This is a genomic window from Pseudonocardia sp. ICBG601 (genome assembly GCF_020496245.1).
Genome location: NZ_JAHLJA010000002.1, coordinates 510,432 through 536,513 on the forward strand (window position 1 = coordinate 510,432; position 26,082 = coordinate 536,513).

27 protein-coding genes are annotated in these 26,082 nt (G+C 74.6%); 16 read left to right on the plus strand and 11 right to left on the minus strand.

The window, feature by feature from the left end:
- Window positions 1–41: 41 nt before the first annotated feature.
- Entirely contained in the window at window positions 42–779 is a 738-nt protein-coding gene (gene cofC, locus KPL57_RS02320; RefSeq protein WP_308252765.1) for a 2-phospho-L-lactate guanylyltransferase, read from the minus strand.
- A 129-nt stretch (window positions 780–908) separates the two neighbouring features.
- Between cofC and KPL57_RS02325 the strand changes: the two genes are divergently transcribed.
- The 4 genes from KPL57_RS02325 (at window position 909) to KPL57_RS02340 (ending at window position 4,565) form a co-directional block, all read left to right on the plus strand.
- A complete protein-coding gene (locus KPL57_RS02325; RefSeq protein WP_226350231.1) occupies window positions 909–1,628 on the plus strand; it encodes a 1-acyl-sn-glycerol-3-phosphate acyltransferase in 720 nt (239 codons plus the stop codon).
- Window positions 1,625–2,683, plus strand: a complete 1,059-nt coding sequence (locus KPL57_RS02330) for an NAD(P)H-dependent glycerol-3-phosphate dehydrogenase (RefSeq protein WP_226350232.1) — start codon at window positions 1,625–1,627, stop codon at window positions 2,681–2,683. Before KPL57_RS02325 ends, KPL57_RS02330 begins: the two co-directional genes overlap by 4 nt.
- Window positions 2,684–2,688: 5 nt before the next feature.
- Window positions 2,689–3,804 (plus strand): cystathionine gamma-lyase, encoded by a 1,116-nt coding sequence (locus KPL57_RS02335; RefSeq protein ID WP_226350233.1) that lies wholly within the window; start codon window positions 2,689–2,691, stop codon window positions 3,802–3,804.
- A 155-nt stretch (window positions 3,805–3,959) separates the two neighbouring features.
- Window positions 3,960–4,565 carry an HNH endonuclease gene (locus tag KPL57_RS02340; RefSeq protein WP_226350234.1) on the plus strand — a complete coding sequence of 202 codons (606 nt, stop codon included), beginning with the start codon at window positions 3,960–3,962 and terminating at the stop codon, window positions 4,563–4,565.
- A gap of 93 nt (window positions 4,566–4,658) precedes the next feature.
- Here the strand turns inward: KPL57_RS02340 and KPL57_RS02345 are convergent, their stop codons facing one another.
- A complete protein-coding gene (locus KPL57_RS02345; RefSeq protein ID WP_226350235.1) occupies window positions 4,659–4,958 on the minus strand; it encodes a hypothetical protein in 300 nt (99 codons plus the stop codon).
- A gap of 269 nt (window positions 4,959–5,227) precedes the next feature.
- On the opposite strand from KPL57_RS02345, the gene KPL57_RS02350 reads away from it, so the two are divergent.
- Window positions 5,228–6,295, plus strand: coding sequence for an LCP family protein (locus KPL57_RS02350; protein ID WP_226350236.1), 1,068 nt, complete (start codon window positions 5,228–5,230; stop codon window positions 6,293–6,295).
- A gap of 55 nt (window positions 6,296–6,350) precedes the next feature.
- Here KPL57_RS02350 and KPL57_RS02355 read toward each other — a convergent pair whose 3' ends face one another.
- The 6 genes from KPL57_RS02355 to KPL57_RS02380 all read right to left on the minus strand — a co-directional run bounded on the left by KPL57_RS02355 (window position 6,351) and on the right by KPL57_RS02380 (window position 10,582).
- The gene (locus tag KPL57_RS02355; RefSeq protein WP_226350237.1) at window positions 6,351–7,148 is read right to left on the minus strand and encodes a glucose-1-phosphate cytidylyltransferase; all 798 of its coding nucleotides are present in this window, start codon (window positions 7,146–7,148) and stop codon (window positions 6,351–6,353) included.
- A 251-nt stretch (window positions 7,149–7,399) separates the two neighbouring features.
- Window positions 7,400–8,290 carry a sucrase ferredoxin gene (locus tag KPL57_RS69245; protein ID WP_226350238.1) on the minus strand — a complete coding sequence of 297 codons (891 nt, stop codon included), beginning with the start codon at window positions 8,288–8,290 and terminating at the stop codon, window positions 7,400–7,402.
- Window positions 8,287–9,585: a JmjC domain-containing protein gene (locus KPL57_RS02365; RefSeq protein WP_226350239.1), complete on the minus strand. Its 1,299-nt coding sequence runs from the start codon at window positions 9,583–9,585 to the stop codon at window positions 8,287–8,289. Before KPL57_RS02365 ends, KPL57_RS69245 begins: the two co-directional genes overlap by 4 nt.
- Complete coding sequence (locus KPL57_RS02370; protein ID WP_226350240.1) at window positions 9,575–9,880, minus strand: hypothetical protein; 306 nt, start codon at window positions 9,878–9,880, stop codon at window positions 9,575–9,577. The genes KPL57_RS02365 and KPL57_RS02370 overlap by 11 nt, the downstream gene beginning before the upstream one ends.
- Before the next feature lie 84 nt (window positions 9,881–9,964).
- Entirely contained in the window at window positions 9,965–10,126 is a 162-nt protein-coding gene (locus tag KPL57_RS02375) for a hypothetical protein (protein WP_226350241.1), read from the minus strand.
- Between the two features lie 282 nt (window positions 10,127–10,408).
- Window positions 10,409–10,582 (minus strand): hypothetical protein, encoded by a 174-nt coding sequence (locus KPL57_RS02380; protein WP_226350242.1) that lies wholly within the window; start codon window positions 10,580–10,582, stop codon window positions 10,409–10,411.
- A gap of 124 nt (window positions 10,583–10,706) precedes the next feature.
- On the opposite strand from KPL57_RS02380, the gene KPL57_RS02385 reads away from it, so the two are divergent.
- From KPL57_RS02385 to KPL57_RS02400, 4 genes are all read left to right on the plus strand, one after another.
- Window positions 10,707–11,294 (plus strand): DUF4232 domain-containing protein, encoded by a 588-nt coding sequence (locus tag KPL57_RS02385; protein ID WP_226350243.1) that lies wholly within the window; start codon window positions 10,707–10,709, stop codon window positions 11,292–11,294.
- Window positions 11,295–11,359: 65 nt separating this feature from the next.
- Window positions 11,360–12,133: a hypothetical protein gene (locus KPL57_RS02390; protein ID WP_226350244.1), complete on the plus strand. Its 774-nt coding sequence runs from the start codon at window positions 11,360–11,362 to the stop codon at window positions 12,131–12,133.
- Between the two features lie 112 nt (window positions 12,134–12,245).
- Entirely contained in the window at window positions 12,246–12,809 is a 564-nt protein-coding gene (gene rfbC / locus KPL57_RS02395) for a dTDP-4-dehydrorhamnose 3,5-epimerase (protein ID WP_226366692.1), read from the plus strand.
- Entirely contained in the window at window positions 12,809–14,092 is a 1,284-nt protein-coding gene (locus KPL57_RS02400; RefSeq protein ID WP_226350245.1) for an NAD(P)H-dependent oxidoreductase, read from the plus strand. The genes rfbC and KPL57_RS02400 overlap by 1 nt, the downstream gene beginning before the upstream one ends.
- 25 nt (window positions 14,093–14,117) lie before the next feature.
- Here the strand turns inward: KPL57_RS02400 and KPL57_RS02405 are convergent, their stop codons facing one another.
- A complete protein-coding gene (locus KPL57_RS02405) occupies window positions 14,118–15,623 on the minus strand; it encodes a sugar transferase (RefSeq protein WP_226350246.1) in 1,506 nt (501 codons plus the stop codon).
- Between the two features lie 286 nt (window positions 15,624–15,909).
- Here KPL57_RS02405 and KPL57_RS02410 point away from each other — a divergent pair, with 286 nt between their 5' ends.
- The gene (locus tag KPL57_RS02410) at window positions 15,910–16,389 is read left to right on the plus strand and encodes a hypothetical protein (RefSeq protein ID WP_226350247.1); all 480 of its coding nucleotides are present in this window, start codon (window positions 15,910–15,912) and stop codon (window positions 16,387–16,389) included.
- A gap of 180 nt (window positions 16,390–16,569) precedes the next feature.
- Window positions 16,570–17,646: a pyridoxal phosphate-dependent aminotransferase gene (locus KPL57_RS02415; RefSeq protein ID WP_226350248.1), complete on the plus strand. Its 1,077-nt coding sequence runs from the start codon at window positions 16,570–16,572 to the stop codon at window positions 17,644–17,646.
- On the opposite strand, the gene KPL57_RS02420 is transcribed toward KPL57_RS02415, so the two are convergent.
- Window positions 17,647–18,369 (minus strand): GntR family transcriptional regulator, encoded by a 723-nt coding sequence (locus tag KPL57_RS02420; protein ID WP_226350249.1) that lies wholly within the window; start codon window positions 18,367–18,369, stop codon window positions 17,647–17,649.
- 180 nt (window positions 18,370–18,549) lie between these two features.
- Between KPL57_RS02420 and KPL57_RS02425 the strand changes: the two genes are divergently transcribed.
- From KPL57_RS02425 to KPL57_RS02435, 3 genes are read left to right on the plus strand one after another with little or no spacing between them, the layout of a single operon-like run.
- The gene (locus tag KPL57_RS02425) at window positions 18,550–20,637 is read left to right on the plus strand and encodes a hydantoinase/oxoprolinase family protein (RefSeq protein ID WP_226350250.1); all 2,088 of its coding nucleotides are present in this window, start codon (window positions 18,550–18,552) and stop codon (window positions 20,635–20,637) included.
- A complete protein-coding gene (locus tag KPL57_RS02430) occupies window positions 20,634–22,343 on the plus strand; it encodes a hydantoinase B/oxoprolinase family protein (RefSeq protein WP_226350251.1) in 1,710 nt (569 codons plus the stop codon). Before KPL57_RS02425 ends, KPL57_RS02430 begins: the two co-directional genes overlap by 4 nt.
- Window positions 22,344–22,368: 25 nt before the next feature.
- Window positions 22,369–23,700, plus strand: a complete 1,332-nt coding sequence (locus KPL57_RS02435; protein WP_226350252.1) for an MFS transporter — start codon at window positions 22,369–22,371, stop codon at window positions 23,698–23,700.
- A gap of 13 nt (window positions 23,701–23,713) precedes the next feature.
- On the opposite strand, the gene KPL57_RS02440 is transcribed toward KPL57_RS02435, so the two are convergent.
- On the minus strand, window positions 23,714–23,917 hold the full coding sequence (locus tag KPL57_RS02440) for a hypothetical protein (RefSeq protein ID WP_226350253.1): 204 nt from the start codon (window positions 23,915–23,917) through the stop codon (window positions 23,714–23,716).
- Between the two features lie 204 nt (window positions 23,918–24,121).
- On the opposite strand from KPL57_RS02440, the gene KPL57_RS69250 reads away from it, so the two are divergent.
- Both KPL57_RS69250 and KPL57_RS02450 read left to right on the plus strand, forming a co-directional pair.
- Complete coding sequence (locus KPL57_RS69250; RefSeq protein WP_226350254.1) at window positions 24,122–25,378, plus strand: histidine kinase; 1,257 nt, start codon at window positions 24,122–24,124, stop codon at window positions 25,376–25,378.
- Window positions 25,375–26,052: a response regulator transcription factor gene (locus KPL57_RS02450; RefSeq protein WP_226350255.1), complete on the plus strand. Its 678-nt coding sequence runs from the start codon at window positions 25,375–25,377 to the stop codon at window positions 26,050–26,052. Before KPL57_RS69250 ends, KPL57_RS02450 begins: the two co-directional genes overlap by 4 nt.
- The last annotated feature ends 30 nt before the right edge of the window (window positions 26,053–26,082 follow it).

The following is a 26,082-nucleotide window of genomic DNA, read 5'->3' on the forward strand; positions in this document are numbered from 1 at the left end:
CTCCGCAACCGTCCACGTGGACACGGCCCCGTCCGGCGATGTCACGTACGTGGTGTGCCACACCGTCGGGCGACGGCGTCACCGGGCGGGGGACATCCGGGTGGGTGAGGTGCGGCGGGCGGCCCGTGCCGGGCGTCGACCACGGCCCGGGTCCACGCCCCCACCCCGAGGGCGACGGCGTCGTCGAGGTCGGCGGCGGTGTCGACGTCGCGGCGCAGACCGGGACGGTCCCCGGGCAGCGGGCGTGCCCCGGAGGCGCCGTGCCGGGCGGCCGACCCGCGGCCGAAGTGCGGGTCGAGGTCGTGGCCCGGCGCGACGAGCAGCAGCGTGGTGCCCTCGCCGGGGGCGTCGGGCTGGAAGGCACGGGTCGCGCCCGCGGCGAACAGCACGGCGGCCGCGGCGACGGCGTCGTCGAGCTCGGCCGGGCGCAGCGCGGGCAGGTCGGCCTGCAGTGCCCCCAGCGCGACGTGCGGGTCGCGCGAGCGCAGCAGCGCGGCACCGTGGCGCAGCGCGCCGTTGAGCCGGCGGCCGGGGTCGGTGACGACCTCCGCGCCGAGCGCGCCGACCTCCATCGCCACCGCCGGGTCCGAGGAGATCACCAGCACGTGCCGGACCGCGGTCGCGGCGACGGCGGCGGCCACGGTGTCGCGGGCCAGGGCCAGCGCGAGCCTCTGGTGCGCGTCGAGATCACCCACCCCGCCGTCGGCGGCACCGCGCAGCCGGGTCTTGGCGCGGGGCAGCGGTTTCACCGGTACGACCAGGTCCACCCGCAGGGTCACGGCCCCAGTCTGGCACCCCGCGTGACACCGTGGGGCCTCTGTGGGGAGACTCCACGGACGAGATCCGGATCATCCCGATCCGCGACGACCCCACGACCCGCCCCGGAGGCGGGCAGGAGGAGGCCGCCGGTGGCACGCGAGAAGGGCGGATTCTGGGTCGGTTTCGCCGTCCCGTTCTTCTACTCGATCGGCTGGCTCACCGGCCGGCCGCGCTACCAGGGCCGTGAGCACCTCCCGGCCCGCGGCGGCGCGCTGCTGGTCGGCAACCACATCTCCCACCTGGACCCGATCCACACCGGGACCTACGTGCACAGCGCGGGGCGGGTGCCCCGGTTCCTGGCCAAGAGCAGCCTGTGGCAGGTGCCGGTGCTCGGGCAGGTGCTGCGCGGCTCGGGGCAGATCCCGGTCTACCGCGACTCCGCCGACGCCCAGCAGAGCCTGGCCGCCGGGACGCAGGCCCTGGCCGACGGCAAGATCGTCATCATCTACCCGGAGGGCACCATCACCCGCGACCCCGACGGGTGGCCGATGCGCTCGCGCACCGGCGTCGCGCGGATGGCGCTGGCCTCGGACGTGCCGGTCATCCCGATGGTGCACTGGGGGACCCGCGAGGTCCTGGACGGCTACGAGAAGAAGTTCCGCCCGCTGCCGCGCACCGACGTCGTGCTGCGCGCGGGGGACCCGGTGGACCTGAGCGGCTACCGCGGGCGCCCGCTGGACGCCCACGTCCTGCGCGAGGTCACCGACCTGATCATGGGACGGGTGCGGGAGCTGCTCGCCGAGGTCCGCGACGAGGACGCGCCGGAGGAGTTCTACCGCCGCCGCCCGGAGAGCGAGGCGGGCCGATGAGCGTCCCCCCGGCCCCGTCGTTCGGGGAGCGTCCGGTCAACGAGCCCGTGCACTCGATCCACCGCGTCGCCGTGCTCGGCGCGGGCAGCTGGGGCACCGCGTTCGCGAAGGTCCTCGGCGACGCCGGCCGCGACGTGCGGCTGTGGGCCCGCCGGGTCGATGTGGCCGAGGCGATCAACGCCGACCGGCGCAACCCCGACTACCTGTCCGACGTCGCGCTGCCGGACACGCTGCGGGCCACCCACGACGCGGCCGAGGCCCTCGACGGGGCCGACGCGGTGATCCTCGCGGTGCCGTCGCAGTCGCTGCGCGACAACCTGGAGCGCTGGCGCGACCTGGTCCCGGCCGGGGTCACCCTCACCAGCCTGGCCAAGGGCGTCGAGCTGGGGACGCTCAAGCGGATGACCGAGGTCATCGACGACGTCACCGGCGTCGGGGTGGACCGGCTCGCCGTCGTGTCCGGGCCGAACCTGGCCGCGGAGATCGCGCACGAGCAGCCGACGGCCACCGTCATCGCCTGCGAGGACCACGACCGTGCGGTGGCGCTGCAGACCGCCTGCGCGACCGGCTACTTCCGCGCCTACACCAACACCGACGTCGTCGGGGCGGAGCTGGGCGGGGCGGGCAAGAACGTCATCGCGCTGGCCGTCGGCGTCGCGTCCGGGATGGGGCTGGGCGACAACTCGCGGGCCTCGCTGATCACCCGCGGGCTGGCCGAGATGTCCCGGCTCGGGATGGCGCTCGGTGCCTCGCCGCTGACCTTCGCCGGTCTGGCCGGCATGGGCGACCTGGTGGCGACGTGCAGCTCCCCGCTGTCGCGCAACCGCACCTTCGGCGAGCAGCTGGGCCGCGGCGCGAGCCTCGCCGAGGCGGAGAAGGCCAACCACGGCCAGGTCGCCGAGGGCGTGAAGTCCTGCCTGTCGATCTGCGAGCTCGGTGAGCGCACCGGGGTGGAGCTGCCCATCGCCGACGCGGTGCGCCGGGTCTGCCACGAGGGCATGACCGCCCACCAGATGGCCAAGGAACTGATCTCCCGGGCCCCGAAGCCGGAGTGAACCCCATGCTCGGAGACGGCACCCGCTGCGTGCGCGGCGGGGAGCACGACGCCCACGCCGTCGGCGACCCGGTGCACCGCGGACCGGTGCTGACCAGCACGTACCACCTCGGGCGCCCGGAGGAGGCCGACCAGGGCGCGGACTTCTACGCCCGCGCCGACAACCCGACGTGGCGGGAGTTCGAGGCCGCCGTCGGCGAGCTCGACGGCGGGCCGTGCACGGTGTTCCCGTCCGGCATGGCCGCGGTCGCCGCGGTCCTGCGCGCCTTCACCGGCACCGGACGCGGCGTGCTGCTGCCCAGCGACGGCTACTACGTCGCGCGCCTGCTCGCCGACGAGGAGCTCGCCCCGCTCGGGGTGCCGGTCGCCTACTGCGCGACCGCGGGCGACTGGGACTCGGCGATCGCCCGGCACCGGCCCGCGCTGGTGATGCTGGAGACGCCGTCGAACCCCGGCCTGGAGGTCTGCGACGTCGCCGCGGTCGCCGCCGCCGCACACGCGGCCGGGGCGGTCGTCGCCGTCGACAACACCACGTGCACCCCGCTCGGGCAGCAGCCGCTCGCGCTCGGGGCGGACCTCGTCGTCGCCAGCGACACCAAGGCGCTGTCCGGGCACGGGGACCTGCTGCTCGGGCACGTGTCCGCGGCCGACCCGGTGCACCACGAGCGGGTCCGGGCCTTCCGCACCCGCGGCGGCGCGATCGCCGGGCCGATGGAGACCTGGCTGGCGCTGCGCGGGCTCGGCACCCTGGACCTGCGGCTGGCCCGGCAGGCCGAGAACGCCCGCGCGCTCGCCGTCGCGCTGCGGGAGACCCCGGGCGTGCACGACGTGCGCTGGCCCGGGCTGGCCGACGACCCGTCGCACGTGCTCGCCCGGACCCAGATGCGGCGCTGGAACGGGATCCTGCGGTTCACCCTGGCCGACGCCCACGCCGTCTCGGACTTCCTGGCCGCCGCGACGCTGGTCGACTCGGCGACGAGCTTCGGTGGGCTGCGCACCGCCGCGGACCGGCGGGCCCGCTGGGGCGACGCCGTGCCGGACGGTCTGGTGCGGCTGTCCTGCGGCGTCGAGGACACCGACGACCTCCTCGCCGACGTCTTGGGAGCCCTTCGCGGCATCTGACCCCGGCCGGCCCCGCACGATGCGTCCACCGGACGTCGACCTCGCCATCACACTCGCGTAACCCGGCTTCCGTATGGTCGACTACATCACGGACCTCGAGCGTTCGCGGAGGTGGTCGCGTGCCGTACCGACAACCCGTCCCCCATGGTGTCGAGATGATCGTCCCCGGCGACTTGAGAGCGGTCGACCCGCTTCCCGACGATCCTGTCCCGGCGCCGGGGGACGAGCTGCCGACCACAGCTCGGATCCCGTCGGGGTCGCGGGTCCTGCTCCTCAACGCCAGCTTCGAACCGCTGGCCGTCGTCACGTCCAAGCGCGCCATCTGCCTGCTGCTCTCCGGCAAGGCCGAGTGTCTGCAGGAGGCGCTCGAGGGGGCGGAGTTCCGCTCCGAGAGCCTCGCGCTCCCCGCACCGTCGGTGCTGCGGCTCTCCCGCTACGTCCGCGTCCCCTACCGCCGGTCGGTGCCCATGACCCGGGCCGGCGTGCTCCGCCGGGACGCCCGGCGCTGCGCGTACTGCAGCAAGCGTGCCGACACGATCGACCACGTGATCCCGCGCAGCCGCGGCGGGGCGCACAGCTGGGAGAACTGTGTCGCCGCCTGCAAGGCCTGCAACTCCAAGAAGGCGGACCGCCTCATCGAGGAGCTGGGGTGGGCCCTGCGGACCACCCCGGCGCCGCCCGCCAGGAACGGCGCGGGCGTGCTCGTCCTGGCGGTGGAGCCACTGCCCGCCTGGGAGCCCTGGCTCGGCGCCGCGGCCTGACGGTGGACGCGCGAACGCCCCCGCCTCAAGGAAGGAGGCAGGGGCGTTCGTGGAACGTCTCCCGGCGGACCGTCCGGGGACGGAGGGCAGGGATCAGCGGCGCCGCAGCAGGGCCGAGGTGAGGCGGGCGGCGCGACCGGCCGAGCGGCCGGCGGCGGAGCCGGTGCGGGCGTGGAAGGCGCGGCAGGCGGTGCCGCAGACACCGCAGTCGGTGCCGGCGCGGTAGTGGTCGTGGGCGTCGCGCTCGTGCCCGCAGCGGCACAGGTCGACCGCGACCGGGGTGGCCGCGACGGGCGGCAGGACGGTGTCCTCCGCGGCGGCCCGCGGAGCCGGGATCGCCGAGCCGGCGGTGGTGGCGGTGCTGGTGGCGGGGGTCTCGGGCGTGACGCTCATGGGTTCCTCCTCGGTCCGCGACGGCCGTGCGGCCGTTCTGCCCCTGAATTCGCCTGGTCCGTCCGGACCATTAGCGAGAGGGCCGTCGGTTCCACACATCTGATGACACAGCACTCCCGTGTGACTGCGCTGTGTGCGCACTGAGCCGTTGACCTGCGACGACCGGTGACGTTGTGCGCCACCGGGAGTGGGACCGTGCGGTGTCACGTGACGCCGTACGCGCGGGAGCGACGAACCGGACGACCGTCCACACAGATCCAGGAGACCCGATGCGCAACGCCGTCCCCCCGACCCGGCACGACGACGTCGTGCCCGGCCTGCGCGACGGGCGTCCGCGGCGTCGCGGGCGGCGGGTGCTCGACGTGCTGGCGGCGCTGGTCCTCGTGCTGCTGCTCGCGGTCGGCGGCGTGGTCGTCTACCTGACCTCCAGCATCGGCGGCGGCATCGCCCGCATCCCGGACGCGTTCCGCGGGATCGACGCCGGCAGCCGCCCCGCGACGTTCGGCGGCACCACGTTCCTGCTCGTCGGCACCGACTCCCGGGCCGAGGCCCCCACCACCGGCACCGACGCCGCCCCGGGCGTCGACGCGGGCTCCCAGCGCTCCGACGTGATCATGCTCGGCACCCTCGCCCCCGACGGCGAGCACGCCAGCGTCGTGTCGATCCCGCGCGACTCCTGGGTCGACATCCCCGGCCGCGGCATGAACAAGATCAACGCCGCCTACGCCTTCGGTGGCGCCCCGCTGCTCATCGAGACCGTGGAGAAGCTGACCGGGGTGCGGGTGGACCACTTCGGCGTCGTCGACTTCGCCGGGTTCACCTCGCTCGTCGACTCGGTCGGCGGCATCGACGTGACGGTCGCGCAGGCCACGAGCAACGCCGGTGTGGACTTCCGGGCGGGGGAGAACCACCTCGACGGCGCCCAGGCCCTGGCCTACGTCCGCCAGCGCTACGGCCTCCCGAACGGCGACATCGACCGCGCCGCCCGCCAGCAGAACGCGATCAAGGCGCTGCTCGCGAAGGTGCAGGAGAAGGCCACCACCGACCCGACCGCGCTCTACTCGTTCGCGACCAGCGTCGGCGACGCGGTGAGTGTGGACGACTCGCTGTCCAACACCGGGCTGGTGCAGCTGGCCCTGGAGAACCGCAACCTGCGCGGCTCGGGCGTGGCGTTCGTGACCGCGCCGGTGGCCGGGCTGGAGCGGGAGGGGGCGCAGTCGGTCGTGTACCTGGACGAGCAGCGCAGCGCGCAGCTGTGGGGGGCGGTCCGCAACGGGTCGGTGGCGCAGTACGCGGACCTGAACCCGACCGAGGCGCTGAGCTCGACGCCGTCGTAGGAGACGACGACGGCCGGCCCGCCCGGGGGAGCGGACCGGCCGTCGCCGACGTCGGTCAGGCCCAGATCTTCCAGGGCGCCTCGCCGCGCGCCCACAGGCTGTTGAGGTACTCGTAGTCCTTGAAGGTGTCCATCGCCGACCAGAAGTCCTCGTGGCGGTGCACGTTGAGCTGCCCGTCGCGGGCCAGGCGCTGCAGCGGCTCGTGCTCGAGCCAGACGTCGTCGTCGCCGGGCTCGCCGAGGTAGGAGTCGAGGAACTCGCGCTTGAAGGCGAAGAAGCCGCCGGAGACGAAGCCCGTGACCTGGGTCGGCTTCTCGTTGAACTCGACGACCCGGTCGCCCTCGACCTGCATCTCGCCGAACTTCGAGGTCGGGTGCACCCCGGTGACGGTGCCGATCTTCCCGGACTGCTCGTGCTCCTTGGCCAGTGCGGTGATGTCGACGGTGGCGACGCCGTCGCCGTAGGTCAGGAAGAAGTTCTCGGTGTCCACGTAGGGCGCGATGGTGCGCACCCGGGAGCCGGTGGCGGCCTCCAGGCCGGTCTCGGCGAAGGTGATCTCCCAGTCCTCGTCGACGCCGCTGTGGAAGTCGATGCGGTGCCGGTCGGACATGGACAGGGTGAAGTCCGCGGAGCGGGCCCGGTAGTCGAGGAAGTACTCCTTGATCGCCCAGCTCTTGTACCCCAGGCACAGGACGAAGCGCCGGAAGCCGTGCTCCCGGTAGGTCTTCATGATGTGCCAGACGATCGGCCGTCCGCCGATCTCGACCATCGCCTTCGGCAGGCTCTCGGAGGCCTCCCGGATGCGGGTGCCCTTGCCTCCGCAGAGGATGACGACGGGGGTCTGGGGGTCCATGCGGTGTATCCGTTCCTTCGTGGGGAGCGTGGTGGGGCGACGGCGTCGTAGTGGTGCAACCGAACACCACTACCGCAGTGTTATCGACCGGGGGCTGTTCGCCGTCTCACACCGGGCGGAAACGGACAGCGGGGGGTCGCCGGGTCACGACCGGTCCGTCGACCCCTCCGCAGGTCATCCGGGGATCTGCTGTGGACGGGGCCGCCCGCCCGTCGTTTCCGTTCCGGAAACGACGGGGGCCCCGCCGGAGGTCAGGAGCGGGCGTCGACGAGGTCGAACACGCGGATCCGGCCGGCCGGACGGGCGGCACACGTCAGCGGCCGGTCCACCCCCACGAACCGTTCCCGCACCTCGACCACGTAGTCCGGGTGGTGGAACGTGACCCGCCAGGACGTGTGCCCGGGGGGCTGCCCGTCGGAGTCGACGCCCGCGACGCCCAGGTCGTCCACCCCGGTCGCGCCGGTGGCGACCCGCGCGTGGTGCTGGGCGGCCTGCACGGCGGGGGGCAGCGCGGAGCGGCCCCGCAGCGTGCCGGGGACGACGAGCCCGCGTCCGTACTCACGCACGACGGCGGGCCCCTCGGCCGGGGTCACGCCGCCGTAGGTCAGGCCGTGGGGGAGCAGCACCAGGGCGGGGGCGAACCGGCAGCCGCCGATGTGGCTGCACTCCCAGGTGCCGTCCGGATCGTCGGCGACGAGCGCGGCGGCGAGCGGCCGGCCGCGGACGGCGCAGCAGGCGTCGTGCCTGCCGTGGGCGCAGACCAGCACCAGCGGGTCCGGGTGCGGGTCGCCGTCGGCGTGGACGGCGGCGGCCAGCTCGGCGGGGGAGGACCAGGTGCCGGTCCGGACGTCCTCGTGCCCGGGCCGGGCGTCGACGCGGAACCAGCGCCGCCCCGGCTCGACGGCCTCGCGGTCCCGGCGCCCGGGCCGACGCACGAGCACGACCCGGGCGCCGACCAGGTCGGCCCACGTCCCGAGCGTGGTGGCGGTGTCCGGGTCGAGCGCGGCCAGTGCCTGACGCGGCCACGGCCCGGGGTGCTCGACGAGGAACCAGAACCGCGCGGGCGGCGCCGTGCCCTCGGCGGGGTCACCGGCCGCCTCGGCGAGGTCGGCGCAGCGCCGGAACCGTCGTGCGTCGCTCACGCGGTGGCCGGGACGACGACGCCCTCCCGCAGCAACCGCCGGACGAGGACGACCTGGTCGTCGGCGTCCAGACCGGGGAGGTCCCCGACGGTGTGGGTGCCGCCGCCGAGCAGGGCCCGCAGCGCGGGTACGACGACGGCGGGCAACGTCAGCGTCTTCTCGGCCAGCTCCAGCACGACCCGATCATCACCCGCGACGAGGCGGTGGTGCACCCCGAGGCGCCGGCGCACGGTGTCCCCGGGCGCGAGATCGCGGGCGAACGCGGCGGAGGCGACCGGCCGGACGGGTTCTGGGCGCCCGCCGGACCACACCCGGCCCCGGATCCGGCGCGACACGTCCTCGGCGGGGACGGCGGCGACGGCACCGGTCAGCGCGGTGCGCACCGCGTCCAGGTGCGGGGCGAGCTGCTCCGGGTCGGCCAGGTCGACGCCCAGCGGCAGGCTCGCACGGAGCCGCTCGTCCGAGGCGACCAGCGCCAGCAGCGACTCGACCAGCGCGTACCGGGTCACCACGTGCACGCCGACGGTCAGGTGCGCCGAGACGTCCCCGAGCGCGGTGGCGGAGTGCAGCCAGCCGCGGGGGAGGTAGAGCACGTCGCCGGGTTCGAGGACCCGGTCGATCACGGGCTCGTCGTCGCGGGCGCGGGCGGCGACGGCGTCGCCGTGGTCGCTCCAGGGCTGGCTGCGCAGCGGGTCGGTGTGGACCGGTGCGTGGACGCGCCAGTGCTTCTGCCCGGCCAGCTGCAGCACGAACACGTCGTGCACGTCGTAGTGGGCGGAGAAGCCCTGCGACTGCGGCGGGGTGATGTAGGCGTTCGCCTGGACCGGGTGGCCGAGGTCCTCGGCGAGCGCGGTGCAGAAGTCGATGACGCCGGGCCAGACGCGGTGCAGCGCCTGCAGGACGACGGTGCTGCCGTCGCCGAACAGCGCGGCGACCCTGTCGTCGCGGACCTGGTCGCCGATCTCGGCGCCCACCCCGCCCGGGCCGGTGAAGTCGGCCGAGCCGACGACGGACCCGTTGCGGGCCAGCCGCAGGAACGGGGTGCGCAGCCCGCGGCGGGACAGCAGCTCGTCGACGCCGTCGAGGTCGAGCAGGTCGCGGAACGCGCCGGTGTCCGCGCCGGTGCGCAGCAGCGCGGTGGTGCCCCAGTGCCGGGCGGCGAACGTGTCGGTGTCCGAGCCGACCAGCCGCGCGAGCGCACCGTTGCCGGACGCCGCACGCGCGCCGGCCGGTACCGGGGCGCCCGTGGGGGGCTGCCCGGCACCGGCCGTCGGCTCGCTCAGCTCAGTTCGCACCGCTGTCGGCGCCACCGTCGGCGCCGCCGTCGTGCTGGCCCGGGGTGCCCTCGCCGGCACCGGAGTCCGCGGGGCCCTCGGCGCCGGAGTCCGCGCCGCCGTCGGCGCCGCCGTCGTGCTGGCCGGGGGTGCCCTGGCCGGCACCGGAGTCGGCCGGGCCCTCGGCGCCGGAGTCCGCGCCGCCGTCGGCGCCGCCGTCGTGCTGGCCGGGGGTGCCCTGGCCGGCGCCGGAGTCCGCGGGGCCCTCGGGGCCGGAGCCGCCCGAGGTGGTGATGTCGTCGTCGTTCAGAGCCATGGTGTTCCTCCTGCGTGTGGCGGTGTGGACGGCGCTTACCCCGGACGGTCCGCGATCATGCGCCGGGACCGGCGGCCATGTCGTTCACCGCCCGACCCGGGCCCCGCCGCGGTGCTCGACGAACCAGCGGTAGGTCCGTTCGACGCCCTCACGCAGGCCGACGGCCGGCTCCCAGCCGAGCGCGGTGAGCCGGCTGACATCGAGCAGCTTGCGCGGGGTGCCGTCGGGCCGGTCGACGTCCTGCACGATCGCGCCGTCGAACCCGACGACGTCCGCTCGCGGATGGCCACGTCCGACCCCACACCGACGTCGATCACCGTGGGTACCGTGTCCAGCGACTCCACGTAGTGTTCGGCCACCGAATCATGCTTCACACGGAGAGGTCGTCGCGGGCCCGCGCGGTCCAGGCCGGGCCGGTGCTGAACACATCGCCGATCCGCAGACGCGGGACGCCGAGGGTCTTGCCGAAGCTCCTGAGCACGACCGCGCCGCACCGTCGAGCAGGACGACGTCATCCGGACGGCACACCTAGGTCTCGAAGTATCCCAGCACGACGGTGACGGTGGTGACGCAGTTCTCCTCCAGCGAGCCGATGAGCCGGTCGATGATGGTCCGGTCGCCGACCGGCAGCAGGGTCTTAATGGTGTCCCGGGTCAGCGCGCATCCGCGTCCCCCGCATCTCCTCGTCGACTCCACCGGCACGAGAGCCGTGTGGAGGGACTCGCGGAGCCCTGACCTCCTGTTACCCGGTGCGGGTGTCCCACCTCCGGGTGGTCCTCCGTCCGTCGCGCGGCGGGGCCCGGCGAACCGGGGAACGGTGTCGCGCATGACGATTCACCGCATTTCGCTCCTGATCGGACTGCTGTCGGCCGGCCTGCTCGTCACCGGCTGCGGAGGCAGCGACGCCGCTCCGGCCCCCGCACAGGCCCCGGCCGCGCTGTCGTCGGCGCCCACCACGGCCGCGCAGCAGCCCACCGGTGAGGCGTCGTCGGAGAGCGGGCAGGTGGCCCGCTGCACCAGCGGCACCGTGGAGGCGTCGGTCGGCACCACCCTGGGCGACAACCAGAAGGACACGACCATCGTCTGGCGCAACACCTCCGACGCGCCCTGCACGATGACCGGGTTCGGCGGCGTCGACCTGCGCGGCCCGGACGACCCGCAGTGGGGGCCGTCGTACTCGCTGCCGCGCGCCGGAGAGCAGCCCACCTCGGTCGTCGTGAAGCCGGGCGGCACCGCGCACACCGTGATCACCTGGCTGCCCGGCGACAGCTGGACGCCGACCGACATCGTCGTGACCGCGCCGGACGAGACCACGTCGACGACGCTGAAGTGGGACCAGGGCCCGGTCCTCCGCCAGGACGGCGCGACCCACCCCGGCACCTACATCCACCCGGTGGCGCCCGGGTCGGTCTGACGGGCAGATCGTCAATCGGCACGATTCGCCGGGGCCCGCCGCGTGATCGACTCGACCGATCCGCGGTGGCCCCGCCACCGTCGTCCCGAGCCAGGAGACCGACGACGACAACCCTGACGTTCGTCCCCGCCACGTCCGCCAAGTGGTTCCCCACGGGAGTCCACGTCGGTCGCGGCGGGACGGTCTCGATCACGGCGACGGGCCGGATCCGGATCCAGAACAGCGCGCGGGAGTTCGGTCCCGAGGGCGACGGCGGCCGGGCCGACGGCCGGTCGATGGTGGCGTCACTGCCCTCGGTCGCGCTCCTCGGCATGATCAGCCCGGAGGTGCCGCGCTACCCGCTCGCCCCGGACGCCCCGCCCCGTCCGGCCTTCCTCGTCGGACCGGCGGTGCAGCACACCGCGACCGAGGACGGCGAGCTGTACCTGATCGTCAACGACAACGTCGACTTCCACCACGACAACACCGGCTCGTTCACCGTGACCGTCGACGTGCGGTCGCCGGGGATCCCGGCGAAGACCGACCTGGAGCGCGGCCGCGAGTACACGTCGCCGTCGGGTGCCTATGCCCTGCGGTTCCAGGACGACGGGAACCTCGTCCTGTCCCGTCGCCCGGACGGCACCCCGGTCTGGGCGCTGCAGCGGGTGCTGGGTGACCGGTGGTCGGGCCACTCGCGCGTCGAGTTCGACGGCGACGGGCACCTCGTCGTCCACGACGCCTCCGGCGCCCCGGTGTGGACCAGCCCCGGTGCCGCCCGTCCCACGGCGCTCCTGTCCGTCACCGACGACGGCCGGATCGTCATCTCCGACAACGGAACGACGCTCTGGTCGAGTAGCTGACCGTGAGGACGGCGGCGGTCGCGCGCACGGAGCGTGACCGCCGTCGTTGCCCTCGCCACGGTCGTGGGGGGCCCCGATAACGGCCGACCGGCCCTGGCCGATGATGCCGGGCGTGGAGATTCACCAGACCCCGCTCCCCGGATCGGCTCTCATCGACCTGAAGCGACTCGAGGACGACCGCGGCTTCTTCGCCCGTGCCTTCTGCGAGCAGGAGTTCCGCGACGCCGGGCTGGACCCGACGATCACCCAGTGCAACCTCTCGTACAACCACGAGGCGGGCACCCTGCGCGGCTTCCACTACCAGCTGGAGCCGAACGCCGAGGTCAAGGTCATCCGCTGCGTCCGCGGCGCGATCTTCGACGTGATCGTGGACCTGCGCCCGGACTCCGACACCTACCTGCAGTGGTTCGGCGCCGAGCTGTCCCAGGACAACTACCGGGCGATGTACGTGCCGCGGAACTTCGCGCACGCCTACCTCACCCTCACCCCGGACGCGACGACGATCTACCAGGTCTCGACGCCCTACACCCCGGGCGCCGAGCGCGGCCTGCGCTGGGACGACCCGGCCCTGGACGTCGCGTGGCCGCACGCGGTCGACCACGTCTCGGACAAGGACGCGAACTGGCCGCTGCTGGCCGACAACGCCGACTTCCCGTCGGTCACCGGAGCCCGCTGATGCTGATCCTCGACACCGCCCTCGCGAAGCGCGCCGCCGAGAACCGCCCGATCCGCGTCGGTCTGGTCGGCGCCGGGTTCATGGGCCGCGGCCTGGTCAACCAGATCGTGAACTCCACCCCCGGGATGGACGTCGCCGCGATCGCCAACCGCACCGTCGCCACCGCCGTGCGCGCCTACACCGAGGCCGGGCTGGAGCCGGTCGAGGTGTCGACGACCGCGCAGGTCGAAGCCATGATCGCGAAGGGCGTCCCGGCCGTGCTGGACGACGCCTTCGCGCTGCTCGCGGCGGAGAACATCGACGTGCTCGTCGACGTCACCGGCGCGGTCGAGTTCGGCGCCCGGGTCACCGTCGCCGCCATCGAGCGCGGGCTGCCCGTCGTCACGATGAACGCCGAGCTCGACGGCACCGTCGGCCCGCTGCTCGCGCACCGGGCCCGCGCGGCCGGGGTCGTGCTGACCGGCGCCGACGGCGACCAGCCCGGCGTCCAGGCCAACCTGCTGCGCTTCGTGAAGGGCATCGGGGTCACCCCGCTCGTCGCCGGCAACATCAAGGGCCTGCAGGACGAGTACCGCACGCCCACCACGCAGCAGGCGTTCGCCGAGAAGTGGGGGCAGGACCCCTACATGGTCACCAGCTTCGCCGACGGCACCAAGGTGTCGTTCGAGCAGGCGATCGTGGCCAACGCGTTCGGCTTCACCGTCGGCAAGCGCGGCATGTACGGGCGCGACCACGCCGGGCACGTCGACGAGCTCACGCAGACCTACGACGTCGACGAGCTGCGCGAGCTGGGCGGCGTCGTCGACTACGTGGTCGGGGCCAAGCCGGGCCCCGGCATCTACGTGCTCGGCACCCACGACGACCCGAAGCAGCGCCACTACCTGAACCTGTACAAGCTCGGCGAGGGCCCGCTGTACAGCTTCTACACCCCGTACCACCTGTGTCACTTCGAGGTCCCGAACACCATCGTGCGGGCCGTGGACTTCGCCGACGCCGCGCTGAGCCCGCCCGCGGGGCAGCGGGTCGACGTCGTCGCCACCGCCAAGCAGGACCTGCGGGCCGGGCACACCGTCGACGGGCTGGGCGGCTACGACACCTACGGCGTCGCCGAGTCCTCGCCGGTCACGCGGTCGGAGCGGCTGCTCCCGATGGGTGTCGCGGAGGGCTGCACGCTCATCCGCGACGTCGCCAAGGACGCCGTGCTCACCTACGACGACGTGACCCTGCCCCCGGGCCGGCTCGTCGACGCGCTGCGCGAGGAGCAGGAGAAGCTCTTCGCCTGAGCGGCCCGCAGGCCGCGGCGCCGGGTCAGTAGGCGCCGCGGCTGCGGAGCACCGCGCCCACGGTCTTCCACAGGATCAGCAGGTCCAGCGCGGGGGTCCAGTTCTCGACGTAGCGCAGGTCGAGGCGGACCGACTCCTCCCAGGTCAGGGAGCTGCTGCCGCTGACCTGCCACAGGCCGGTCATGCCGGGCTTGACCAGCAGGCGGCGGCGGGCGTCGTCGGCGTAGGCGGCGACCTCGCGGGGCAGCGGCGGACGCGGCCCGACCAGGCTCATCGACCCGCCGAGGACGTTGAGCAGCTGCGGCAGCTCGTCGAGCGAGTACCGGCGCAGGAACGCCCCGACCCGGGTGACGCGCGGGTCGCGGCGCATCTTGAACAGCGGGCCGTCGCCGTGGTCGTTGGCCAGCGACGCGAGCCGCGCCTCGGCGTCGACGCACATCGACCGGAACTTCAGCATCCCGAAGGTCCGGCCGTGCGTCCCGACGCGCTCCTGGCGGAAGAACACCGGGCCGCCGTCGCCGAGCTTCACCGCGACGGCGAGCACCAGGAACAGCGGACCGACGAGCAGCATCAACAGCGCGGCCACCGCGCGGTCCGCGACGTACTTGACGATCTTCGACGCGCCCGAGAACCGCGGCTCGGACAGGCGCAGCAGCGGCATCCCGTCGACCGGGGTGATGTGCATGCGCGGCCCGGCGATCTCCATGAGGCCGGGATCGACGGCGAGCTCGGTCTCGGACCCCTCCAGGTCCCAGGCGAGGCGGTGCAGCCGCGCCGGACCCCAACCCGGCGAGCGGCAGATCGCGACGACCCGGTGCCCGCCGTCGCGGGCCAGCCCGGTCACGGCGTCGAGGTCGCCCAGCACCGGGACGCCGTCGACGACGTAGCCGCCCCCGGTGCCGGTGCCGGTCGGGGTGCACACCCCGGTGACCCGCCAGCCGAAGTACGGGTCGCGACGGGTGCGGCGGATCAGGTCCGCCACGCACGCCTCCTCGCCGACCGCCAGCACCGGGGCCAGGCCCCGGCCCCGCGCCCGCTGGGCGTGCAGCATCTTGCGCAGCGCGAACCGCACACCGAGCAGCGCGAGTCCGGTGCCCGGCACGAGCAGGAACACCCACTCCCGCGACGAGTCGACCATCAGCGCCAGGCCGCCCAGGGCCAGTGCCACGTCGGCGAGGACCACGGCCCGGGCCACCCGCACGAACTCCGCCGACCCGGTGCCGAGCACCCGGCCGTCCCAGGCGCGGGACAGCGGCAGCGCGACGGCCAGCAGACCGGCCGCGAGCAGACCCGAGCCGATCCGGGCGCGGTCGGCGGCCTCGAAGCCGGTGAGCCCCACCAGGACCGCGACCGCGGTGAGCACCGCGACGGTCGTGAGGTCGCCGAGGACGACCAGGGCGGTGAACCGTCGTCGCCCGTGCTCGGGGTCCGGATGCGGGCCGGGGCGGTGGGCCCCGCCGTCCGCCACGGGGACCCGTGGGCTCGGGACCGTCCACTCGGATGCGTGCGAGACGTCGGGGTGCGTGCTCACGGGACGGCAGGCTCCTTGGGAGAGGGGGCCACGGGGCCGCTGGGGTCGGCGCCGTCGCCCGGCCGGTACACGGAGTGCACCGTTCGCTGTCCCCGTTGTCGGCCCTCGCGCGCGGACCGTTAACGATCACCGGCCGGTATCCGCGGAAGTTGCGCCGATCGCCCTACAGCGGTCCGGAGGTTGTCATCACCTTTGTGGATCGCGGCGTCTCATCAGAATCGAGTAACGCCGCCGGGCCCGAATGCGACAGGTGATCGAACGATCATCCTGCGTGAGGAGGCGACGGGTGCCGTTGCGCCGCTTCGACCGGACGTCCTGGCCCGAGCACGGTCCGCACCGCGAGCTGCTCGACCTGCTCGACACCGTCCACGACCGGAACGGCTGCCGGTCCGAGCGCGACATCGCGCGCCGGCTGCGGACCCCGGTGACGCGGGTCCGCGGCATCGTCCGCGGACGGACCCTGCCCGACGACGAGGCCGCGACCCGCGCGCTGCTCGCCGCGCTGGCCGGGGACGGGGGAGTCGACCCCGCCACGGCCGACCGGGCCGCGGCGCTGACCGCGGCCGCCCGCCGGGAGCACGACGGCGTCGCGCCGTGGCCCGCCGCCCGCCGGACGGGCCGGCCCCTCTGGTCGCACCCGGGTACCGCCGCCACGTCGGCGGGTCCCACGACGGGGCGCCGACGGACGACGGTGGCCGCGGTCCTGGTCGTGCTCACCGCCGCCGTCGCCACGGCCGTCGTGCTGTCGGGGCACCTGCCGTTCTGAGCCTCCGGTGCCGGGGCCTCGCGGACCCGGGGCGCCGTGGGTAGTGTCCGGTGACGCCGGGGCGGCCTGATGACACCGCTCCCCGGTGAGCTCGTCCCCGCCCGGGCCCCGCACGCCTCCGCCGCGTGCCGCCCGGGACCGTTCCGCACCCGTTCCGCGGTGCCGTCATCAGGAGCTGCGATGCTCGACCGTCTTCCCGCCCTCGCCCTCGCCGAGCGCGGAGCCTCCCGCCCCGACCCGGTCGTCCTCGGTGGCGTCCCGGTCCTGCCGATGCCCGAGCACGTCGTCGAGGCGGTGCGTGCCGTGGCGGGCACCCCGTTCCCGCGGCTCAGCCGGGGGTCGCCCAGCCTGCGCGCGGCGCTCGCCGCGCGCATCGGCGCGGACGACCCGGACCGCGAGCTACTGGTCACCCACGGCGCCCAGCACGGCATGAGCGTGGCGCTGCGCGCGCTCCTCCGGCCCGGCGACGAGGTGCTGGTCCCGACCCCGACCTACTTCTTCGACGGCATGGTCCGGATGGCCGGCGCGCACCCGGTGCACGTCCCGGCCCGCGCCGACGACGGCTGGGCGGCCGACCCGGCGGCACTGGCGGCCGCGATCACCCCCGCCACCCGCGCGCTGCTGCTCTGCAACCCGAACAACCCGACCGGCCACACCCCCACCCGGGACCAGCTCGCCGAGCTCGTCGACCTCGCGGCGCGGCACGGGCTCGTCGTGCTCTCCGACGAGTCCTACGAGCGCTACGTCCACGACGGACCCGGCTACGTCCCGCTCCAGTCCCTGCGCGACCGGCACCCGGACCTGGTGACGGTGACGAGCCTCAGCAAGAACTACGCGTTCACCCACTGGCGGGTCGGCTACGTGCACGCCCCCGCGCCGTTGCTGGACCGCGTGCACACCGCGTTCGAGTGGGACGCGATCAACGTCGGGGACATCCCGCAGGCGGCCGCGGAGGCGGCGGTGACCGGCCCGCAGGACTGGCTCGACACGGTGTTCGGCCTGTTCCGGGGCAAGCGGGACCTGCTGGTCGAGACGCTGCGGACGGCGGACGTGCCGGTCGTGCCGCCGACGGCGGGCATCTTCGCGTTCGCCGACCTGTCCCGGATCGGCGCGGGCCGGGAGCTGGAGGACGCACTGCTCGCCCGGGGGATCGTCGCACTCGCGGGCGACGCGTTCGGCGGCCCCGCCGACCACGCCCGGCTGTTGTACGGCGGTCCGGACGCCGGGATCGTCGAGCTCGGGCGCCGACTCGCCTGACTACAGGGGGAGCGCGATCGGGGCGCTGGTCACCGCGGCACTCGCGGTCAGCGCCCCGACGATCTCCCGTTGCGCGGACGCCGTCCGCCGGGCCATCGCGGCCCGCGCGGTGTCCGGCTCCCGGGCGAGGACCGCGTCGACCAGGGCGCGGCGCTCGTCGATCCGCCCGGGCGGCATCGACGGGTCCAGCCGCAGCGCCAGCCGGACCACCCGCTCCATCTCGTCCAGCGTGTCGACCGCCGCCGCGGCGAGCCGGGCGTTGCGGCAGCCGTTGGCGATGATCGACTCGAACTCGTAGTTGTCCCGGAACCGCTCCTCGAAGCGCGGTCCGCCGAGCTGGCCGTCCTCGTCGTCGACGCAGAGCTCCTGCAGGCGGGCCGCCTCGGCGGCGGACAGGCCGTGCCGCGCGGTCAGCGCCGCGGTCTCGGACTGCAGCAGCGAGCGCATCGCGCACAGGTCGCCGACGTCGCTGAGGGTCACGGGGGAGACCACGTACCCGGCGCGGGGCTGCGGGGTGACCAGCCCGTCACGGTGCAGCCGGGCGAGCGCCTCGCGGACCGGGGTCTTGCTCAACCCGAACTCGCGCGCGACCGCCTGCTCGGAGAACTGGGTGCCCGGTGGACGGTGCAGCTCGATGATCGACCGCTTCAGCCGCCGGTAGGCGGTCTCCATCAGCCGGTCGGCCGGGGGCGGTTCGCGGAGCAGATCCGGCTCGTGACGCACCGTCGAACGATAGCAGCGCCCGGCCGGTGGAATATGTTGCAGCGACGCCAAGGATCTCAACGGGGTCTTGCTGAGATCTCAGAGGGCTTCTACTGTGCATTCCACTTGGCAACCCGGGCGGCGTCGCCCGTCATCACGACGCCGGTCCGGGTACCGCACTCGCGCAGACGGAGGTCGTTCGTGGCCCACTCACCCCCTGCCGGTTGGCGGGTCGGAGCCGATGTCGGTGGCACCTTCACCGACGTCGTCGCCCTCGGCCCCGGCGGACGGATCGTCCCCATGAAGGTGCTCTCGACCCCGCCGGCCTTCGGCGAGGGTGTCGTCACCGCGACGACGGCCGCGGTGCAGGCCGCGGGCGTCACCGCGGCGGAGGTGACCGGGATGCTGCACGGCACCACGGTCGCCACGAACGCGATCCTGGAGAAGGACGGCGCGGTGACCGCGCTGGTCACCACCGCCGGGTTCCGGGACGTGCTCGAGCTCGGACGGTTGCGTCGCCCCACGCTCTACGACCTCGGCTGGACCAAGCCCGCCCCGCTCGTCCCGCGCCGCAGGCGGTTCGAGGTCGACGGCCGGATCCACGCCGACTCCACCGTCGAGCCCGCCGCGTCGCCCGGGCGGATCGCACGGGTCGCGGAGGAGATCCGGGGCTCCGACGCCGCGTCCGTCGCGGTGTGCCTGGTGAACTCGCACCTGCGTGCCGACGAGGAGCGGCGGATCGCCGCGGAGCTCGGCCGGCTGCTCCCGGGCGTCTACGTGACCGCCTCGGTGGACCTCGGCGCCGAGCCCGGGGAGTTCGAGCGCACCAGCACCGCGGTGGTGAACTCCTACGTCGGCCCCACCGTCCAGGACTACCTGACCGTGCTGGAGCGGGACCTGGTCACCGCCGGGGTCACCGCCCCGCTGCTGGTGATGCAGTCCGGCGGCGGGCTGCTGGACGCGGAGAAGGTCGGCCGACGCCCGGTCGAGATCATCGAGTCCGGCCCGGCGGCCGGCGTGACCGCGGTGGCGGCGCTGGCCCGCGCGATGGACCTGCCCGGCGTCGTCGCCTTCGACATGGGCGGCACGACGGCCAAGGCCTCGCTGATCGAGGACGGGTCCCCGTTCGTCTCGGCCGACTACGAGGTCGGCGGCGGCATGAACGTGGCCCGCGGACTCGGCTCCGGCGCCGGCTACCCGGTGCGGGCGCCGTCGATCGACATCGCCGAGATCGGCGCCGGTGGCGGCAGCATCGTCCGCACCGACGCCGCCGGGGCGCTGCACGTCGGGCCGTCCAGCGCGGGCTCGCGCCCCGGCCCGGCCGCCTACGGCAACGGCGGGGAGCGGCCCACCCTGACCGACGCCAACGTCGTCCTCGGCTACCTCAACCCGGAGGCGATCGCCGGCGGGCGGGTGCGGATCCACCCCGACCTGGCCGCCAAGGCGCTCGCCGGGGTAGCCGCCGAGCTGGGCGCCGGGGTGCCCGAGACCGCCCGGGGCGCCTACGACGTCGCCGTCTCCGGGATGACCACCGCGGTCAAGGCCGTCACCAGCGAGCGCGGCCGCGACCCGCGCGAGACGACGATGGTCGCCTTCGGCGGGGCGGGCCCCCTCTACAGCGCCGCGCTGGCCCGCGAGCTGGGCATCGGCACCGTCGTCGTCCCCACCCACCCCGGCCTGTTCTCCGCGCTGGGGCTGCTCGTCGCCGACATCGAGCGGCACGCCTCGGCCGCCCACGACCCCGACCGGGCCGACGCGACCGCCGTCGGCGACGAGTTCGACCGGCTCGCCGCCGTCGTCGAGGCCGAGCTGCGGTCCGCCGCCGCGGACCGGGAGGTCGTCGTCGAGCGGTTCCTGGACCTGCGCTACCGCGGCCAGCGCTTCGAGCTCCGGGCGCCGGTGCCGTCCGGGCCGCTCGACGAGGCGGCGCTGGCCGCCGCCCGCGAGTGGTTCCACGCCGAGCACCGGCGCACCTACGGCCGCCGGGGCCCCGACGAGCTCGTCGAGATCGTGACCCTGCGCGTGGTCGGGCGGGTCGGGGCCGGTGTCCGGCTGGACGACGCGCTCGCCGCGCCGCTCCCGCCCGCGGCACCGGAGACCCGCCGCCGGTGCTTCTTCGACGGCCGGGAGGTCGACGTCCCGGTCGTCGGCCGGGCCGCGCTGGACGCGACCCCCCGGACCGGCCCGCTGGTCGTGGAGGACATGGACTCGACCACGCTCGTCCCGCCCGGTGCGACGGCGCACCGCGACCAGCTCAACAACATCGTCATCTCCTGGAGCCGACCGTGATCCGCGACGCCGCGACCTTCGAGGTCTTCCGCAACGCCGTCACCGGCGCCGCCGACGAGATGGCGATCACCGTGCTGCGCACCGCGCACAGCCAGATCGTCGCGTCGAGCATGGACTTCTCCGCCGCGCTGTGCGACGCCACCGGGCGGACCATCGCCCAGGCCAACACCTGCCCGGTGCACCTCGGCTCCATCCCCGACGCGATGGACGCGGTGCTGGAGCGCTTCGGCGACACGCTCGCCGACGGCGACGTCTACATCCTCAACGACCCCTCGCTCGGCGGGATGCACCTGCCCGACGTCTTCGCGGTGACCCCGGTCTTCGTCGACGCCGTGCTGGTCGGCTTCGCGGTCAGCGTCGTCAACCACGCCGACGTCGGGGGCTGGGCGGCCGGCTCGATGGCCGTCCAGTCGACGAGCATCTTCGCCGAGGGGGTGCAGATCCCGCCGTCCCGGCTCGTCGAGGCCGGCCGGACCAACGAGACGTTCCTCGAGCTGATCCTGCGCAACGTGCGCGAGCCCGAGCTGTTCCGCGGTGACCTGGAGTCCCAGCTCGCCGCCAACCACACCGGGGCCCGCGGCCTGCGGGAGCTGGTGGAGCGGCACGGCACCGGGGAGTTCGGCCGCCTCGTCGACGAGCTGCTGGACTACTCCGAGACCCTGCTGCGGGCCGAGCTCGACGGCGCGGTCGCAGGCACCTACGAGTTCGCCGACCGGATCGACGACGACGGGCTCGGCGGCGACCCCATCCCGTTCCGGGTCCGGGTCACCGTCGACCCCGACGGCCTCGGGTTCGACTTCACCGGCAGCTCGCCGCAGGTGGCCTCCGCGCTCAACGCCACGGCGTCGTTCACCCGCTCGGCCTGCTACGCCGCGGTGCAGGGCCTGCTCGCCGCCGACATCCCGGCCAACAGCGGCTTCCAGCGGGTGTTCCGCTTCGAGATCCCCACCGGCTCCATCCTCGACGCGCACCGGCCCGCCGCCCGCGGCGCGCGCGGGCTCGTCGCCTACCGGCTCATCGACACCGTCCTCGGCGCGCTCGCCCCGGTGTTCCCCGACCGCACCCCCGCGGCCGGCGACGGCGGGCCGAACTCGGTGGTGATCGGCGTGACCGGCGACGACGGCTCGTCCACCGTGCTCTGGGACGTCCTGTGCGGCGCCTGGGGAGCCCGGCCGGACCAGGACGGCATCGACGGGATCAGCCCGCTCGGCGCCAACCTCGCCAACACCCCGGTCGAGGACATCGAACGGTCCGGCCACGTCCGCATCGACGGCTACGGCTACCTCACCGACTCGGCGGGCGCCGGCCGCTACCGCGGCGGGCTCGCCACCTTCCGGGACATGACCGTCCTCGCGTCGCAGGCGACCGTCCAGATCCGGTCGGACCGGCGCACGTCGCTGCCCTACGGTCTCGCCGGTGGCTGCGACGGCACGCCGTCGGTGAACCTGCGCGACCCCGGCCCGGACGAGGTCCTGCTCGACACCAAGCCGCACCTCACGCTCCCCGCGGGCGCCCGGCACCGGCAGACCACCGCCGGCGGCGGGGGACACGGCGACCCGTTCACCCGCGACCCCGAGGCCGTGCTCGACGACGTCCTCGACCAGAAGGTCAGCCCCCGCGGCGCCCGCGAGGACTACCGCGTCGTCGTCACCGACGACGGGCACGTCGACCACCCCGCCACCGCACTCCTCCGCTCGGCCCACTGAGGCCACACACCGGAAGGCCACTGTCATGAGCAGCAGTGACGTCATGGGCACGGAACCGGAGATCCAGGACGAGGCGGAGCGCCGCCTGTGGCGCCGGATCGCCTGGCGCATCATCCCGATCGTCGGGCTCGCCTACCTGATGAGCTACATCGACCGGGCCAACCTGGGCTACGTCGCCCAGCCGATGTCCCGCGAGCTGGGGCTCGACGCGGCCCAGATCGGTCTGGCCGGTGGGCTGTTCTTCATCGGCTACGTCCTGGTCGAGGTGCCGAGCAACATGGCGCTGCGCCGCTTCGGGGCCCGCAAGTGGATCACGCGGATCATGGTCACCTGGGGCCTGATCACCGCGATGACCTCCTGGGTGGACTCCGCGACGCACCTCTACCTCGCCCGGCTGGCCCTGGGATTCGCCGAGGCCGGGCTCGCCGCCGGCATCCTGCTCTACCTCACCTTCTGGTTCCCCCGGAAGGTGCGGTCCTGGGTGATGGCGACGTTCTTCCTGATGATCCCGCTGTCGTCGATCGTGGGTGCCCCGCTCGCCGCGGCCCTGCTGTCCTGGGGCGACGCGCTGTTCCCGCTGGCCGCGTGGCGGTCGCTGTTCCTGGTCGAGGGCGTGCTGACGCTGCTGATCGCGGTGGTCGTCTTCTGCCTGCTGCCGGACCGTCCGTCCGACGCGAAGTGGCTGTCCGACGACGACCGCGCCCGGGTCGAGGCGGCCCTGCGCGCCGACGAGGAGAAGCGCATCGCCGGCGGGGCGATCAGCGGGTTCGGCGCCTCGCTGCGCAGCGGCCGGGTGTGGGGGCTCGCGATCGCGTTCTTCGCCGTCGTCTTCGGCCTCTACCCGCTCGCGTTCTTCCTGCCGACGATGATCTCCACGATCAGCGACGCGGCGGGCGGCGACGTGAACAGCGTGCTGGTCTCGGCGATCCCCGCGGCCTTCGCGATCGTCGTGATGATCATCTGGTCGCGGGTGTCGGGCCGGCTCAGCGCGGTCACGGCGACCGTGGTGCCGATGGCCGTCGGGGCCGCCGGGCTGGTGCTCGCGACCTTCGCCGGGAGCGGGTTCCTCTTCGTCGCGGCGGTGTGCCTGAGCACCGCCGGGATCTACAGCGCGATGCCGCAGTTCTGGCGGATCCCGCCGCTCGCGCTGACCGGCGCCGCCGCGGCCGCCGGCATCGCGGTGATCAACTCGGTGAGCAACCTGTCCGGCTTCGTCGGGCCCTACGTCACCGGTGCGATCCACGACGCGACCGGCAGCTACACCTGGGCGCTGCTGACGATCGCGGCGGTCATGGTGGCCGGCATCGGAGTCGTGCTGACCACGGGCCGGCGGATCGAGAGGACCATGGACCGCTGAGCCGCGCGGGCCGTCACGGTCGGGCCCGGGCCCGGCGCCGGTGGTCGCGGACCAGCAGCGCCCCGGTCACCAGGACGAGCAGCCCGGGGACGGCCGCGGCCACGGGCAGCGCGGCCAGCGACAGGCCGGCGTTCGCCGCCAGCGCCACGACGAGCAGCGTCCAGAGCAGCGGGCGGGACGGCGGGCGGGACGGTGCGGTCCGGTCGTCGGCGGTCATGGTGGTGCCTCCTCGCTGGTCGGCGGCCCGGGTGGCCGTCCGCTGCGACCGAGCCTGACCCGGCACGTGTCCCTCCGGCATCGGCCGGAGGGACACGGTCGGGCACCTCCGTCTTTCGATGCAGATCGCGCCCGGCCGCGCCCCGGGGCGGGCGCCGTGTCCGATGATGGGCGCGACCGATCGTCCCGCCGGGGGAGGCCCGCCGTGTCCACCGCAGCGCAGCAGCTCCGGCGAGCCCCGCTCCGGGTCCCGGCCGCGGCCGGGTGCGCGGCCCTCGCGACGGTCCTGCTGCTGGCCCTGCCGTCCGCCGTCGGAGGGGACCCGGACCTCGGGCCGGTGCCCCGCACCGGTGGGGCCGGGTGGTGGGCGGTCGTCGCGGTGCTGGTGGCCCAGGCGGTGACGGTCGTCTGGGTGAGCCGGGCGCCCGTCGTGGCGCTGCTCGGGGTGACCGCGCTGCCCCTGCTGCTCGCGTGGGCGGCGCCGGGCGGGGCGTACAGCCTGACCGCGGTCGCCGAGCTCGCCGCGGTGTTCCTCGCCGTCGTCGCCCGCCCCCTGCGACGGCTGTGGGGCGCCCTGGCCGGGGCCGGGCTGCTGCTGGCGACGGGCCAGTTCGTCAACGAGGTCGGCCGGGGAGCGGGTGCGGGGCCGGCCGCCGCCGGTGCGGTGGCGCAGGCGGCGGTCGTCGTCGGGCTGCCGTTGCTGGTCGGGCTGGTCGTCGCCGCCCGGCAGGACGCCGAACGGGCACGCCGCAACGAGGTGCTGGCGCTGCGCCGTGAGCAGGACGCGGTGCTCGCGGCCGCGATGTCCCGCCAGCGCACCGCGCTGTCCCGCGAGCTGCACGACATCGCCGCCCACCACCTGTCGGGGATCGCGGTCATGGCGGCGGCGATGGACCGGCAGATCGAGTCCGACCCGGCGACCGCGCGACGGTCGGCCCGCGGGATCCGGGAGCACAGCCGCGCCGTCCTCGACGACCTGCGCCGCCTGGTCGGTCTGCTGCGCGAGGAGACCGACGCCGACCGGCCGCCCGCCACCCTCGACGCGGTGGCCGCCCTGGTGCGGGCGCGGCGGGCGTCGGGCGCGGAGGTGGATCTCGTCGTGGCCGCACCGGAGGTCGACCTCGGGCCGCTCGCCCAGCTCGTCGCCCACCGGATGGTGCAGGAGTCCCTGGCCAACGCGGCCGTGCACGCACCGGGCGCCCGCTGCGTGGTCGAAATCGGCGCGCCCCGCGACGGGTGGGTCGCCGTCGTCGTCCGCAACGGTGTGCCCGCCGGACCCGACCCCGGCCCCGGCGGCGGGTTCGGGCTGGTCGGCATGGCGGAGCGGGCGCAGCTCGTCGGCGCGGACCTCACCCACGGGCCCACCGCCGACGGCGGCTGGGAGGTCCGGCTCACGCTCCCGCTCGGCGAGACGGTCGGTACGGTCGACGCGACCGCACCGCGCCCGGAGGCCCCTGCATGATCCATGTCCTCGTCGCCGACGACCAGCCGCTGGTGCGCGCGGGCCTGGCGTCGCTGCTCGGGGCGGAGCCGGACATCGACGTCGTGGGTGTCGCCGCCGACGGGACCCGGGCCCTCGAGCTGGCCCACGAGCTGCGGCCCGACGTCGCCTGCCTCGACATCCGGATGCCGGGCCGCAGCGGCATCGAGGTCGCCCGGGAGCTGGCCGCCGCCGGTGGCGAGGTGGCGGTGCTGGTCCTGACGACCTTCGACCTCGACGACTACGTGTTCGGCGCGCTGGAGGCCGGGGCGTCCGGGTTCCTCCTCAAGGACTCCGACCCCGACGACATCATCCGCGCGGTCCGCCAGGTCGCCGCGGGCCAGGGCACGATCGACCAGACCCTCACCCGCCGCATCCTGCGCGAGTTCGTGCACCGGCGGAGCCTGCAGCCGGTGACCGGCCGGCGGGCGGAGGAGCTGCTCACCCCGCGCGAGCACGAGATCCTCCTCCTGCTCGCCCAGGGGATGTCCAACGACGACATCGCCCGGACGCTGGTCGTCGAGCAGTCGACGGTGAAGTCCCACCTGGCCCGGATGCTGCCGAAGCTGGGGGTGACCTCGCGGCTGCAGGCGGTCGTCTGGGCCTACCAGAACCACGTCGTCGAGGTCCCCGACGCCCGGGGCACACCGGGCTGACACCGCGGCCCTGCATCCTTCGATGCAGCC

Coding starts and splice junctions, on each gene's coding strand:
- KPL57_RS02335 (WP_226350233.1), top strand. CDS start 2,689: ATGCTCGGAGACGGCACCCGCTGCGTGCGCGGCGGGGAGCACGACGCC.
- KPL57_RS02385 (WP_226350243.1), top strand. CDS start 10,707: ATGACGATTCACCGCATTTCGCTCCTGATCGGACTGCTGTCGGCCGGC.
- KPL57_RS02435 (WP_226350252.1), top strand. CDS start 22,369: ATGAGCAGCAGTGACGTCATGGGCACGGAACCGGAGATCCAGGACGAG.
- KPL57_RS02330 (WP_226350232.1), top strand. CDS start 1,625: ATGAGCGTCCCCCCGGCCCCGTCGTTCGGGGAGCGTCCGGTCAACGAG.
- KPL57_RS02400 (WP_226350245.1), top strand. CDS start 12,809: ATGCTGATCCTCGACACCGCCCTCGCGAAGCGCGCCGCCGAGAACCGC.
- KPL57_RS02345 (WP_226350235.1), bottom strand. CDS start 4,958: ATGAGCGTCACGCCCGAGACCCCCGCCACCAGCACCGCCACCACCGCC.
- KPL57_RS02350 (WP_226350236.1), top strand. CDS start 5,228: ATGCGCAACGCCGTCCCCCCGACCCGGCACGACGACGTCGTGCCCGGC.
- KPL57_RS02450 (WP_226350255.1), top strand. CDS start 25,375: ATGATCCATGTCCTCGTCGCCGACGACCAGCCGCTGGTGCGCGCGGGC.
- KPL57_RS02440 (WP_226350253.1), bottom strand. CDS start 23,917: ATGACCGCCGACGACCGGACCGCACCGTCCCGCCCGCCGTCCCGCCCG.
- KPL57_RS02415 (WP_226350248.1), top strand. CDS start 16,570: ATGCTCGACCGTCTTCCCGCCCTCGCCCTCGCCGAGCGCGGAGCCTCC.
- KPL57_RS02340 (WP_226350234.1), top strand. CDS start 3,960: ATGATCGTCCCCGGCGACTTGAGAGCGGTCGACCCGCTTCCCGACGAT.
- KPL57_RS02355 (WP_226350237.1), bottom strand. CDS start 7,148: ATGGACCCCCAGACCCCCGTCGTCATCCTCTGCGGAGGCAAGGGCACC.
- KPL57_RS02370 (WP_226350240.1), bottom strand. CDS start 9,880: ATGGCTCTGAACGACGACGACATCACCACCTCGGGCGGCTCCGGCCCC.